Origin of the sequence: Treponema sp. OMZ 906 (genome assembly GCF_024181185.1) — a bacterium.
Lineage (GTDB): Bacteria > Spirochaetota > Spirochaetia > Treponematales > Treponemataceae > Treponema.
The window spans coordinates 496,089-509,090 of record NZ_CP051196.1 but is presented as its reverse complement, the minus strand read 5'-3'; the positions used below and the strand labels follow the sequence as shown (position 1 = coordinate 509,090).

16 protein-coding genes are annotated in these 13,002 nt (G+C 45.8%); 7 read left to right on the top strand and 9 right to left on the bottom strand.

Annotated features, from left to right (window positions below):
* Nucleotides 1-23 precede the first annotated feature (23 nt).
* Complete coding sequence (locus E4N69_RS02155) at nt 24-443, top strand: MFS transporter (RefSeq protein WP_253824345.1); 420 nt, start codon at nt 24-26, stop codon at nt 441-443.
* A 10-nt stretch (nt 444-453) separates the two neighbouring features.
* Nucleotides 454-639 carry a hypothetical protein gene (locus E4N69_RS02150; RefSeq protein WP_253824344.1) on the top strand — a complete coding sequence of 62 codons (186 nt, stop codon included), beginning with the start codon at nt 454-456 and terminating at the stop codon, nt 637-639.
* Here E4N69_RS02150 and E4N69_RS02145 read toward each other — a convergent pair.
* The 4 genes from E4N69_RS02145 to E4N69_RS02130 form a co-directional block, all read right to left on the bottom strand.
* Nucleotides 623-1,987 (bottom strand): TldD/PmbA family protein, encoded by a 1,365-nt coding sequence (locus tag E4N69_RS02145; protein ID WP_253824343.1) that lies wholly within the window; start codon nt 1,985-1,987, stop codon nt 623-625. The genes E4N69_RS02150 and E4N69_RS02145 overlap by 17 nt on opposite strands.
* Nucleotides 1,984-3,429, bottom strand: a complete 1,446-nt coding sequence (locus E4N69_RS02140; protein WP_253824342.1) for a TldD/PmbA family protein — start codon at nt 3,427-3,429, stop codon at nt 1,984-1,986. The genes E4N69_RS02145 and E4N69_RS02140 overlap by 4 nt, the downstream gene beginning before the upstream one ends.
* An 87-nt stretch (nt 3,430-3,516) precedes the next feature.
* Nucleotides 3,517-3,906, bottom strand: a complete 390-nt coding sequence (locus E4N69_RS02135) for a HigA family addiction module antitoxin (RefSeq protein ID WP_253824341.1) — start codon at nt 3,904-3,906, stop codon at nt 3,517-3,519.
* Nucleotides 3,907-3,917: 11 nt separating this feature from the next.
* Nucleotides 3,918-4,040, bottom strand: coding sequence for a type II toxin-antitoxin system RelE/ParE family toxin (locus tag E4N69_RS02130; RefSeq protein ID WP_203232436.1), 123 nt, complete (start codon nt 4,038-4,040; stop codon nt 3,918-3,920).
* 313 nt (nt 4,041-4,353) lie between these two features.
* On the opposite strand from E4N69_RS02130, the gene E4N69_RS02125 reads away from it, so the two are divergent.
* From E4N69_RS02125 to E4N69_RS02105, 5 genes are all read left to right on the top strand, one after another.
* A complete protein-coding gene (locus tag E4N69_RS02125) occupies nt 4,354-4,707 on the top strand; it encodes a glycosyltransferase (RefSeq protein ID WP_162664712.1) in 354 nt (117 codons plus the stop codon).
* Nucleotides 4,708-5,145: 438 nt separating this feature from the next.
* Complete coding sequence (locus tag E4N69_RS02120) at nt 5,146-5,883, top strand: hypothetical protein (RefSeq protein ID WP_162662308.1); 738 nt, start codon at nt 5,146-5,148, stop codon at nt 5,881-5,883.
* A gap of 93 nt (nt 5,884-5,976) precedes the next feature.
* Entirely contained in the window at nt 5,977-6,447 is a 471-nt protein-coding gene (locus E4N69_RS02115) for a DUF6884 domain-containing protein (protein WP_253715005.1), read from the top strand.
* Entirely contained in the window at nt 6,416-7,000 is a 585-nt protein-coding gene (locus E4N69_RS02110; protein WP_253824340.1) for a GIY-YIG nuclease family protein, read from the top strand. The genes E4N69_RS02115 and E4N69_RS02110 overlap by 32 nt, the downstream gene beginning before the upstream one ends.
* A 275-nt stretch (nt 7,001-7,275) precedes the next feature.
* Nucleotides 7,276-8,037 (top strand): alpha/beta hydrolase, encoded by a 762-nt coding sequence (locus E4N69_RS02105; protein ID WP_253824339.1) that lies wholly within the window; start codon nt 7,276-7,278, stop codon nt 8,035-8,037.
* Between the two features lie 299 nt (nt 8,038-8,336).
* Here E4N69_RS02105 and fabZ read toward each other — a convergent pair whose 3' ends face one another.
* The 5 genes from fabZ to E4N69_RS02080 all read right to left on the bottom strand — a co-directional run bounded on the left by fabZ (nt 8,337) and on the right by E4N69_RS02080 (nt 12,985).
* A complete protein-coding gene (gene fabZ / locus E4N69_RS02100) occupies nt 8,337-8,759 on the bottom strand; it encodes a 3-hydroxyacyl-ACP dehydratase FabZ (protein ID WP_016522437.1) in 423 nt (140 codons plus the stop codon).
* A 204-nt stretch (nt 8,760-8,963) separates the two neighbouring features.
* Nucleotides 8,964-10,211: a beta-ketoacyl-ACP synthase II gene (fabF, locus tag E4N69_RS02095; protein WP_162662300.1), complete on the bottom strand. Its 1,248-nt coding sequence runs from the start codon at nt 10,209-10,211 to the stop codon at nt 8,964-8,966.
* A gap of 15 nt (nt 10,212-10,226) precedes the next feature.
* Nucleotides 10,227-10,973, bottom strand: a complete 747-nt coding sequence (fabG, locus tag E4N69_RS02090) for a 3-oxoacyl-ACP reductase FabG (RefSeq protein WP_253824338.1) — start codon at nt 10,971-10,973, stop codon at nt 10,227-10,229.
* Nucleotides 10,974-10,982: 9 nt separating this feature from the next.
* Nucleotides 10,983-11,951, bottom strand: a complete 969-nt coding sequence (locus E4N69_RS02085) for an ACP S-malonyltransferase (protein ID WP_253824337.1) — start codon at nt 11,949-11,951, stop codon at nt 10,983-10,985.
* Nucleotides 11,952-12,031: 80 nt separating this feature from the next.
* The gene (locus E4N69_RS02080; protein WP_253715002.1) at nt 12,032-12,985 is read right to left on the bottom strand and encodes a beta-ketoacyl-ACP synthase III; all 954 of its coding nucleotides are present in this window, start codon (nt 12,983-12,985) and stop codon (nt 12,032-12,034) included.
* Between the last annotated feature and the right edge of the window lie 17 nt (nt 12,986-13,002).

Genomic DNA, 13,002 nt, shown 5'->3' with positions numbered 1-13,002 from the left:
CAAGGAAGTATACTGAAAAAATTATGATACATATATTGCTCGCAATTATTTACGCAGCGTTTATCAGTCTTGGACTGCCGGATGCTCTGTTAGGTTCTGCATGGCCGGCGATGTATCGGGAACTTTCAGTCCCCGTGTCTTATTCCGGTGCTATTTTTATGATTATTGCAGGCGGGACTATTGTTTCCAGCCTCCAAAGCGACCGGTTGACAAAGATTTTCGGCTCCGGAAAAGTAACGGCATTCAGTGTTTTACTGACAGCTATTGCCCTCTTCGGTTTTCCGGTCAGTCATTCCTATAGTACACTGTGCCTGTGGGCGATACCATACGGACTCGGTGCCGGAAGTGTTGATGCATCTCTCAACAATTATGTAGCAGTGCATTATGCCAGCAGGCACATGAGCTGTTATCCATGCGACACCTGCACAATTCGGAAAAGATAAGTCTCAAGCGATGATCGGGGTACAGATGGCGTCCGCGTATGCCGGAACCTGTCTGATGCCGCCGATCTTCGGGTCGGTTGCAAATCATATCGGTGTCGCATTGATGCCGCTCTATTTGGCGGTGATTTTAATTGTGATGATCTTTATGCACGAAAAAATGCTCACCAAAACGGCAACTTCTACAGCGTACAGTTAAAATCCTTGACCAAGATACCGGGCAAGAGGCAGCCGCCTACTGCGCGCTCTTCGTAGGTGCTTGTTTCTACAAAGAGCTTCCGTTCTTTGGTGAGCGCAAGGAGATTCGCGCCGAACATATTGTACAGCGATTCATCCCAGCGCATATCCGCAATGGGGGCTGTAACTTTTCCGTTTTCCACCCAGAGGCAGGCAAAGCGGGTCATCCCCGTTACGCGGGCAGTCGCCGGATCGCTCCAGTTAAGGTAGTGGAAGTTCGAAATGTAGATACCGGTTCCCAGTTCTTTGAGCGCATCCGCTTCGGCGAGCGCCCCCGCCCCGATAGTTGCGGAACGGAATCCTTCACTTGAATCGGCTCCGTTTGCCTTTGTACCGTACTGTTTTTCCGAGCGGGAACTCACGATGGTATGAATGAGCTTTCCTTTTTCGATAACAGTCAATTTTTCGGGAGCGGATTCTCCTTCGCTATTAAACGACGGTTCCACACCGATGGAAAAATCCTGCGTCAAATTAAAGGAATCGGCAAAATGCTCCCGCCCTTCTTTTAATGCAAGATAGGCGCTTTCACCCTGCTGCATTCCCCGCTCCCCGAATCCGTTCCACGAGAAAAACTCTACGACATCAACCAACGCATCCGCAGCGATAAAAACGCGGTATTTACCCGGCTCGATTTTTTTCGGTTCAAGCGCAAGCACCTGCAAACTCTGCCGCGCATCGGCGATGCGTTTTTCGTATTCAGCCTGCTGCCAGTCGCGCCCTGCGTACAAGCCTTTTACCGCGCGTCCGTTTTTCAGCCAAATCGAATAGTCGAGCGTAAAGGTCTTTGTTTGGAACCAGTGCCGTGCGCCGGCCGTATTGGCAGCTCCGCGGCATATCATCCCTTGCGAAAAAAGCCCGGCAAAATCCAAATCCGACACAGGCTCAAGCAGCGTCTTTTCTATCATCTCTTGCGGAAGCAACGCACCGTCATAGATTGTTTCGGAATCGTCGCTTGCAGTAGGAATAGACTGATAGGGATCTTCGGGAAGCTGCGCGATAATACTGCGTGCATTCTCCAACGCTGCGGCAAGTGTTTCCTTATCTTGCTCAAGCTGTCCGCTCAACCCTTGTGCAAAGCGATAGGTTTTCTTGTTTTTATAGAGGGTAACCGAAATTGCCGCCTGCTTCACAAAACCGTTTTGCCGCACCTTGGCGTGATTCATCCGTAGGAAGTAAGTGTCTTCCGCATCGTAGCTTAGAGACGCTTGTTCCGTGGGTAACAGCTCATCGAAGAAAAAGTCTGCAAGAGACTCAAAATGCCATTTAAAATCGGAATCCATTTCACACATCATTTCTTGATCACAACTCATTTTCCGCCTCCAAATACTTCAACATCGCTGAATGCGCATACGGGACTTGCGTGTCCTACCCGTATCACCTGATTCGGCTCGCCCTTGCCGCAATTCGGGGTACCGAACACCTCGAAGGTGCTTTCGTCGCCGACTGCGCAGAGGCTGTTCCAAAAGTACCGCGAAATGCCGCGGTAGTTCGGGTCGCGGACGGTTTTTGTCAGTTTGCCGTTTTCGATCAGCTTGCCGTACTCGCAGCCGAATTGGAATTTATTGCGGTAGTCGTCGATCGACCATGAACGGTTGGAGAACATCAGAATGCCGTTTTCGATTGAGGCGATGATGGAATCGAAGCTGCTCGTTCCCGCTTCGAGGTTGAGGTTTGCCATCCGATCGATGGGCGGACGGTTCCATGAACAGGCGCGCTGGTTTGCAACGCCCCTGAGTCCCGACCGCTTCTGACTTTCCAAGCTGCCGAGCGCCCGTATCAAAATGCCGTCTTTAATGAGGTATTCTTTTACCGCGGCGTTGCCGATATCGTCCGCCCCGTAGCTTGCCAGCTCCTGCGCGATGGTCGGGTCGAAGGCGACGTTCATCAACGGGGAACCGTAGCGAAAGCTGCCGATATCTTCCGGCGTGATAAAACTGCCGCCCGCATAGTTGCGCTCGTCGCCGAGGATGCGGTCTATTTCCAGCGCGTGCCCAACGCTTTCATGGATTTGCAACATCATCTGGTCGGGCATCAGCACGAGTGTCCGCTTACCGTTGGGGCACGGCTCGGCAGTCAACAGCTCGACGGCTTCCGTGCCTGCCTTCCGTGCCTTTTCAAGCAGCGCCACAGGATTGAACAGTTCCCGTCCGCCCTGATAAGTGAGCGCAGAGCGTCCGTGCGCACTTCGCTGCTGGATAATATCTCCTTCCCGTGCAACGGCGTTCATGCTGATGCCGCCGAACCGAACGGTTTGCCGGATGTCGGCTCCGTTGGTAGAAACCATTTCGGTTTCGCAGATGCCCGTTTCGCAGGAAGCAGCGGTCTGAATAATCTTTGAAGAGACCTTTGCGGCATCGCAGATACTGCACAAAAGCTCCACCGTTTCGGCAGCGGGAATCCCGCTTAATTTTTCACGCTTTGTGGCATAGCGTACCTGTGCGGCGGGTCGCATCGTTTGGTCAAAACGGTGGATGCCATAGGGCTGCGCTGCCTGTGCTGCCGCAAAAGCCTGCTTCGCCGCGCGCTTGATACCGCCGCTGCTCAGATCGGCAGTCGCCGCGTAGCTAAACGTTCCCTTGTACAGCACCTCCAGCATAACTCCCTCGTCGGAGCCGCCGGCCGCCTCGTCAAATTTACCGTCGATAGCGGAAAACCCTGTCAGATAGTTGGTAACCCGCCGTAATCCGATCCACTCGGCCTGCGGAACAGCGTCCTTCGCTTCCTTCAAAAGCCGGTGTATATTCACTTTCATAAAAAACTCCTTCGATATTTGTTAAGCAAACACGTAGTTTATTTTCAGCCACTAAGATAGCGTGGCTGAAAAACATTGCGAGTTTGCCTATCGGCAAACATCGCTCATTAACGTATGCGCGTTCCGCGCACCAATGCAGCACCTTCCAAAGTTTATACTTTGTTCAGTTGCTGCATTTAAAGGAATATCCTTAATCGGTTGTATTTGTTTAATAGTTTCTTTTGTTTCTGCTTTCATACTATCAATTTCATACCTATTTTGAATATTCAGCCAAAATTCAGGACTTGTGCTAAAAACCTGCGCGAAGCGCAATGCGGTATCGACTGTAATACCTCTTTTTCCTTTTATGATCCGTCCTATTTGTGTTTGCGAAAGCCCTGTCATTTGCGCAAGTCTATATGCTGTTATATGATACGGCTGCATAAACTCGTCATACAGTATATCGCCTACATGTACCGGTTTTAGTATAACATCCATCAATATGCCTCCTAATGATAATCAACGATATCTACTATAACAACTCGTCCATTGTTCCATTCAAAGCAAATACGCCACTGACTGTTTATTCTAATACTGTACTGACCTTTTCTGTCATGTTTTAAAGCTTCCAAACTATTTTATCCAGCCAATCAACTATCATAGGGAAATGCTATCATTGGTGGTTAGTATCTGTCAAGTTGGACCTTTGACAAAACGCTCTTGACTTTTTTTTTTGGGGGGGGGGGGGGGGGGGTATTATGGAAGAAAGCCAGTGTAATAAACTCTCTTCAAATTTTAAGGGAGACGGCTTTAGGTGTGGATGGGAAAAATGCTGGAGCGCCTCGTTATCAAAATAGATAATTATGATATTGCTCCGTATAACTTTTCAGTCCGCAAAAACTATAAATGGCAGTGAAAAAGCATTGCAAAAGGACGGGTATCGTAATGAAACGGAAGGAATTATTTTCAATGATTGGTGTAATACTGGTTTCTATAGGAACAGTATTTTTATTTTCGGGGTGTGTAACAGATTTTAACGGTCTCTTTTTTGGCAAAGAAGACACGTCGGTAAATTGGGAGATGACGGCAGTAGATAAAGTCCCTTCATTAAATCAACTGGAAAAATTAAGCAACCTTTCTAAAGAAGCCTCTGCAATATACAGATATGCAGATAGAGCACATGCGGAAGGTAATAAATGGTATAAATTTACGGCACCTGAAAAAGAGAAAGAAGAATATTACGCATATAAAAAAACAAATGGCAATTCTTATATATGGGAAGTATACAAGAAGCGATAAAAAAATCAATGAATCTGTTTGATAATTTTATTGTACATTTCAAACGGGGTAGACTGACCGGCCTAAAAACAGGAAGAGTATAAAGAGCAAAAAATGCTATGAATACATACAGGAGTATTTGATGAAAAAACTAGGGTTCATACTATGCCTCGCCCTTTTCTATCCATTTGTCGCCCCGAGACTATCATACGTTTGTCGAAGAGTGCGGAAACGCCTTAGACGTATATACCATACTGCAATATTCGCATTATCATACATTTGCAGAAGAGTGTGGAACCGTCTTAAACTCATATACTATGGTGCAATATTTGTGTGGAAAACATTTAAGCTTTTCGGCTTTAAAAACGGATGCAAATGTGCGAAAGCCGTAATACAAGATATTTACAATTTATGATGATCGAATATTATTCGGAAAGCTCATTTATTGGAGAGTGAAGTATGATCCGACAAGCGTATTTTTATGAAGGCGAAGACCATATCGATGACGAATACATCAAAACAATTGCTAGACGATGTGCAAGCTGTGCAAGAGATTTTGGGCGTTCTTATTGTACAAACTGTCAATTCAATCCAGCTCAATTTGTTGAATTTAATAGAGCAAAGATGCTCCGCACAGCCTTTTATATTAAAAATCAAGAGCGTATTGGATACCATAGTAAGCCCTCTGCTGGGGGACATAGTGAACCTTCTAGAGGTGAAGCTTTTTTAAAATTTCTTGCACTGTGTGCCGGTTTACTTATCATTATTTTAGCAGTTAAGAACAACATTGATACTACTCGATATCCTTATAGTGCACCGGCGAGTACCTATAATAAGCAGGCTCAACCTGTTAAAAAAGGTAAATCAAATACGTCGTTAAAGAATGTGGAACGTGAGGTGCAACGTGTGCTTTATAAGATTCACGATAATATACGAGATGTTAATAGAGATGGTGAGATAAACTGTCAAGATTATTGCTTGTTATTTTGTGATTATTATTCAACTGCCCAAATTGTTTACAACAAGCATATAGGGGATAATGGACACGTGTTTATTAGAGTTCATACCGATGACGGGTGGTTATATATAGAACCTCAAAATACAAATAATTATTATGCACGTAATGCGTGGTATAAAGATATATACCCTACAGTAAAAGAATATAATAAAGTTGTTCCATTGGAGTGGATACAATGAGTAAATAGTATGACTATGACAAAGATGGGAATCTCAAAAAGTATACGGAATACTATTTAGAGATGATTTTTGATGTCAGGAGGAAATTGAATTATGAGTAAAATAATAGGGTTAATTGCTTGCAGCAGCCGTAAACTAGGACAAAATAATCCTGCTGAGAAATATTGGGCTAAAGATATATACAAAGGTAATACTTTTATAAAATCAAAAGAAGAAGGATTAAAAAAATATAACTGCGAAGAATGGTATATCCTATCAGGGAAATACGGATTATTAGATAAAGACGAACGTATTTCATATTATAATTTGTATTTAGGAAAACAATCGGTAGAATATAAAAAGAAATGGGCGGAAAATGTATTGAATACATTAAAGTCAAAGTATGATTTAAAAAATGATATATTTTATATTTTTGGCGGCAAATCATACTATGAGCATTTAATACCTCATTTACATTGCATCGTTTTTGCCTATAAAAACAGTAATTGTATTGACTTAAATAAACCGACCGAATATCGAAACGGGGAGGTCTATGATAGTAAAAGCGATAGAATTAAGAGATAAAGAAAATTTACAAAAGATAAAAAAAGCACCGGGATATTATAAATGGTGGGCAAATCGAGCTGAGTTAGATGTGATTTTAAATGAATTGAACGTTAAGTTTGATGATATAAAATCCTCAATTGAAACGCAGTCGGATAAGTTTTGTATCTATATCGGTATTGCCGTAAAAGAATCTATTAGAGACCGATTGAATTGGCATATTAACGATACACATACGGAGACCCGCGTAAAATATGGAACATTATCTACCCTTAGACAAAGCATAGCCAGTATAGTTGCACATAATCAGTATGACAAGAAAACGACAGATGATTTTATTGATAAATTGGAAGTCGAATATTTTTTTAATGAGCAGCCGATAAAATCTGCTAATGCAAAAAATGAATTGACCGGTATTGAAAAGGCGTTATTACAAGAATATTTGAGAATTTTAAATATTAGAGACAACAACCATCCTTATGCGAAAGAAATAAAAAAAGAGTTAAAACGGCTGAGAAAGATAAGTAAGAATACGATAAGAGATCAAGCAAATTTTTCTGCCGGTAAAGTTTGAATAAAAATGCTATACTCGAGTTTTTTCCATTTATTGAAACCAGGAAGGAGCTCATAGAGCAGCTCTTTTGATTTTGTATTATTTCTTTTACCGATGGCGGATGACGCGTTTCTTCAAGATTGATTCAGCAGTATTTGTGCGTTTCTTCAAGATTTTAAGAGTGGGTATAAAAATACGAATTTCACTCGGCATCTCCTATTTCCAAGGATGTACTGTATATTTACAAAAGGCAGATAAGGGGGTATTGTTTATATGCAAAATGATAGGAGCTTCAGATGTTTTATGATAATAATCCGGCAAAAATAAATCGGTTCACCAAACCTCATTTTTTTCAGGGTGGAGATAAAGCCATTTTGTTGATACACGGGTATACGGGTTCTCCGCGGGAAATGCTGTGGCTCGGCACGCAGCTGCATAAGGCGGGATACACCGTATCGATCCCGCGCCTGCCGGGGCATGGGACAAACAAAGAGGACTTTATCGCAACTTCGTGGAAGGATTGGCTGCGGCGCGTGTATGATGAATACCTCGATTTATCCGAAGCATATCAGACGGTATATGTCGGCGGTCTTTCGATGGGAGGCGTGCTGACTGCGCTCCTTGCGGCAAAATTTCAGCCTGAAAAAATCTTCCTTTGTGCGCCCGCATTTATGGCCGCCGATTCACGGATCAAACTGACACCGTACTTAAAATATTTTATACAGACCATTCCGACGGAAGGGAAAACATTTTATAAAGAACCCGAATATTATGATTGCGTCAAAGACTATTGCAACTATGATTACGTCGGAAAGGCCGCGGACTTGTACAAACTGCAGAAGATGGCTATTCAGCAGCTTCCGAATATCCGATCAAAGGTGATAACGGTTTTATCAAAATCGGATCAGTCGGTACCGTTTAAGGAAAAAGAACTTATCGACCGGCTGCTCAAGGTGCCGAATGAGTATGTCATCTTGGAAGAAAGCAGTCATATTGTTACCGACGATGTCGAGCGTGAACTGGTAGCGCAGCGTATCATCGACTTTTTGAATAGATAACTGATAATGTATTTTACTCACTTCCGTGAGCCTTTTGAAAACAGCTTGCTGAACAGCATATAAGAATATACGCTGTTCAGCAACGAGGGAACCGCCAAAAACTGATTCGCAGTCCGCGTTAGCGGATACGATGATTATTCCTTACAGAACAAGCCGATAGGCTTGCAGTTTTTAGAGGTTCGCAATCATTTCTTTACAGAAAAAATCGATAGCCTTTCAGCTTTTGGACAGTCCCTGCTACTGCTTATACCCGCGGACATCCTGTCAGAGTAGGTGTGCCGTATATTTTCAAAAGGTAACTAGGCCTTTCCCACCAGACACATCCACTCCGCTTCCGCAGCGACAGCATCACCGTTATAGATTTTACCGGATTGTTTAATCATTTGGGATGAAACACGCAGGTTTTTTACCTCGATGCGTACCGTATCTCCCGGGCGTACCTGTGCGCGAAGTTTTACCTTATCGATAGTCGCCAAAAAGAACAGCGCACCTGTTTCAAACTTGCCCATAGAACTCAGTGCTGCGCCGCCCGCTTGAGCCATTGTTTCAACCAATACGACACCGGGCACTACCGGATATTCGGGGAAATGTCCTTTAAAAAAGAACTCCTCCGGCTTAAAGGTATACCGGCTTTCGCTGCCTTCATCATCGGCACGGATAATTTCATCGACAAACAAAAACGGCTTCCGGTGCGGAAGCAAGGCTTCAATATCTTTTGTCATCGTTTTCTCCTTTAGGGTAAACGCATCAGACATTCTTATGGATATCCCGCAGAACAATCTCCATTATTCTGCGATTCTTACCCATTTGTCTGATGCGTTTACCCTTCGTCTAAATAAATAGCGCGAAATTTTATCTAAAATTTCGCGCATCTCAAAAGGAAAGCACCCGCTTGAAATATTCCTAATGCGGTTGCCCAATTTTTCCTACTTTACTTTTTTGAACACTAACACGCCGTTGTGGCCGCCGAAACCGAGCGAACCGGATGCGGCGCAATCGACCGTGCAGGAGATGCCTTTTTGCGGCAGGTAATTCAGATCGCACCCTGCCTCTAAATCAGGTTCCGTTAAGTTCACGGTGGGGGGACAAAAACCTTCTTCAATTGCTTTTACGCAGATAATTGCTTCCAACGCGCCGGCAGCTCCTAAGCAGTGACCAATCATCGACTTTGTTGAAGAGATTTTCAGGTTATATGCATGTTGCCCAAAAGCTTTTTTAATCATCGCGGTTTCGGAGGGGTCATTAATCGGGGTTGATGTTCCGTGCGCATTGTAGTACTGCACATCTTCCGGTTTTACCCCCGCGTCTTCCAAGGCCTTCGTCATCGCCAAAGCACCACTGATACCGGAAGGGTCGGGGCTGGTCAGGTGATATGCATCGGAGGAGCCGCCGTAGCCTGCAAGCTCCGCATATATCTTTGCCCCACGCTTTTTTGCATGTTCGTATTCTTCAAGAATGAGGATTCCTGCGCCTTCCCCCATCACAAAACCCGAGCGCTTTTTATCAAAGGGGCAGCAGGCTTTGTGCGGTTCATCGTTATAGTCCGACGCGAGCGTTTGCAGTACGCTGAATGCATTGATACCGAACCCTGTAATTGCGGCCTCAGTTCCTCCTGCAAGACACATATCCATTCTACCCGAACGGATTAAATCAAGCGCATTGCCCAAAGCGTCGGTACTGGAAGCACAGGCGGTCGTAATTGTCCACGAAACGCCGTGCAGTCCGAAATGCATACTGACGTTGCCTGCTGCCTCGTTCGGAATGAGCAGCGGAATAGCGAGAGGCGGTATCCGCGAGTGCCCCGCTTCAAAGTATTTTTTGAACGAGCTTTCATGGATTTCAAAACCGCCGATGCCGTTTCCAATCATCACGCCGGTACGGTCGCCCTCTATCGTTTCGTTTGAGAGTCCTGCATCCGCTACTGCCTGTACCGCTGCCGCCACTGCAAACTGCGAAAAGCGCGCCATTTTACGGGCATCCTTTTTATCCATAAATGCGGTAGGATCAAACTCTTTACATTCAGCCGCAATTCTTACCCTATCATCTCCGGGGTCATAGTTGACGGTAATCTTCTCGATTCCGCAGCGACCTGCTTTTATTCCTTCCCATGTTTCCGCAACCGTATTTCCCAAAGCGGAAACGGCACCAAGACCGGTAATTACAACTCTTCTCATTTTTTTCTCCTTCAATTAGGCGCCCATACCGCCGTCTACGCCGAGTACCTGTGCGGTAATATACACGGATAAATCGGATGCTAAAAAGACAGCCGCATTTGCAACATCAAGCGGCGTTCCTCCGCGCTTTAAGGGAATAGCGGTTTCTATCCAATTCTTCCGCATATCTTCCGGTAATGATGATGTCATATCCGTTTCAATATAGCCGGGCGCAATCGCATTAACCCGTACCCCTCTGCTGCCGATCTCCTTTGCAAGGCTTTTGGTCATACCGATTAAGCCCGCTTTACTTGCCGCATAGTTAACCTGCCCGCCTTGTCCGTGCAGACCGACGATACTGGCCATATTGATAATGGAGCCTTCCCGCTTTCGCAACATATCGGAAGAGACAATTTGCGATGTTAAAAAAGCTCCGGTTAAATTAACGCGCAGTACAGCGTCCCAGTCCTCCTGCGGCATACGGAAAGATAGCCCGTCCCGAGTAATTCCCGCGTTGTTGACCAAAATCTGAAATCCACCGGATTGCTTGAGTGCCTCTTTTACCGTAGTGGTCAGTTCTTCGGCATTTCCGCAGTCGGCGTATATCTCGTGGAATACGCTATTGTGCTGTGCGGCGAAGGCTTCCATTTCCGCCTTTCCTTGTGAGGGCTTTGTGCAGAGCCCCCACACCTCAGCTCCTTCTTCCAGAAACCTGCGGACTATCTCTTTTCCGATTCCGCGTGAAGAACCGGTTACTAATGCTTTTTTCCCTTGTAATAACATATAAACCTCTTATGAACGGCTGCCGTCTATCACAGCCGATAATTGTTCAGCGGTACCGGTGGGGTGGCAGTTTCCTGCGCAGCCGCTGTCCCGCCACAGATTGCAGAGCGTCATACCCGGCCCTATTTCCAACAGCGTAGCCGCATTTGCCAGCGCAGCGATTTCCCGCTCTTCCTCAAGCCAGCGCACGGGATGCGTTAGGTGCAGTACGGCGTTTTTTTTCGCTTCTTCGCCGGTTAAAAGCCGCTTTCCGGTAACATTTGAAAAAATCGGAATAACGGGATCATTGAACGGAACATCCTGCAGCACCGCAGAAAATTCTTCGGCAGCACCGCGCATCAGCGGCGAATGGAACGGCCCTGCAACCGCAAGCCGGATAAAGCGTTTTGCTCCCGCTTCCTTGCAGAGTTTTTCCGCGGCATCAAGCCCTTCGGCTGTTCCCGATACAACGGTTTGCATCGGACTATTCAAATTTGCCGCAAAAACAATCCCCGTCGCAGGATCGGAATACGGTTTCAAAATTTCGACAATCCGCTCAGGATCAAGTTTGAGTACCGCCGCCATACCGCATCCGCTGCCGGACGCTTTACTCTGCTCATCGAGTTTTTCACAGTATTTCTGCATGATTTTTCCGCGCAAAGTTACCAGTTTTGTCATCGTTACAAGGTCTAAGACATTTGCAGCATACAACGCTGAAAATTCACCTAGGCTGAACCCTGCGGCGGCAACCGGCGTAATACTGTGTTCACGTAAAACTGCGGTAATTGCGACCTGCATTGCAGTGATGGCAAGTTGACTTCGGTCACTCCGTGCAAGTTCCACCGGTTCCATATTCCATAAGAAAGCAGCGATATCTTCTCCCGAAGCCTTGCTCATCTCATCGATGACGGTGCGGGCTGACGGGTATTTCTTACAGATATCTTCTGCCATGCCCTTGAATTGGGAACCTTGTCCCGAAAACAAAAAAACGTACTTCATTACTTTTCTTCCATAAATAAATATTAGATCTATAAGGGGATATCTTCTAAAAACCTCAGTTTTTTAGAGATACTCTTACATTAGAATCGGATGATGGCACCGCCCCATGTCAAGCCTGCGCCGAAGCCGGTAATCAGTATGGTCATACCTTCATGCAATTTTCCCTGTTCCGTAAGCTCGTTAAGGGTGATAGGGATGGAAGCTGCCGAAGTGTTCCCGTAATTTTCAAGATTGCAGACGAATTTTCCAAAGTCGATTTTAAGCCGCTTTGCAGCGGCCTCCAATATCCGCTCGTTTGCTTGATGGCATACGATTAAATCAAGGTCGTCAGCTTTCAAGTGCTCCTTTGCAAGGAGCGTTTTTACCGTTTCAGTGATATGACTGACTGCAAACTCGTATACCGCTCGTCCATTCATATGCACGCGGCGGTCGGGTGCAATATAGAGCTTATCAGCTCCGGTACCGTCGGCACCGAGTATGGTAGCTCCAAGCCCAAGCCCTGACGGTTCAAACGTATTTTCGAGCAGCGCCGCGCCAGCTCCATCACCGAATAAGACGCACGTAGAACGATCAGTCCAGTCCATAATCCGGCTGAGAACCTCCGCCCCGCACACAAGTGCAAACCGCCAATGGTGCCTTTCCATCATACTTGCTGCCGTGTCCAGCGCGTAGATAAAGCCGGAACACCCCGCCGTTAGGTCAAAGCAAACCGAATGCACTGCTTGCAATTTATTTTGAATAAGGCAGGCATTTGACGGGGAACCCGGGAAATCGGGTGTTGCAGTACCGCAAATAATAAGGTCGATTTTGTCCGCCGTTACAGGCTCGGAAGTCTTACTGTTTTTAAGCGCATCCCGGCAAGCCTGGTACGCCAGCGATGCACTTGTGTCCTCCGAGCCTGCGATCCGGCGTGAACCGATACCGGTGTGGCTTCGGATCCATTCATCCGATGTGCCGAGCTCCGGTGGAAAATCCGTATTTTTCATCTCTTTTAAGGGGAGGGCTTTACCCAATCCTCGAATAACAATAGCCATAATTGCTCTCCAATAAT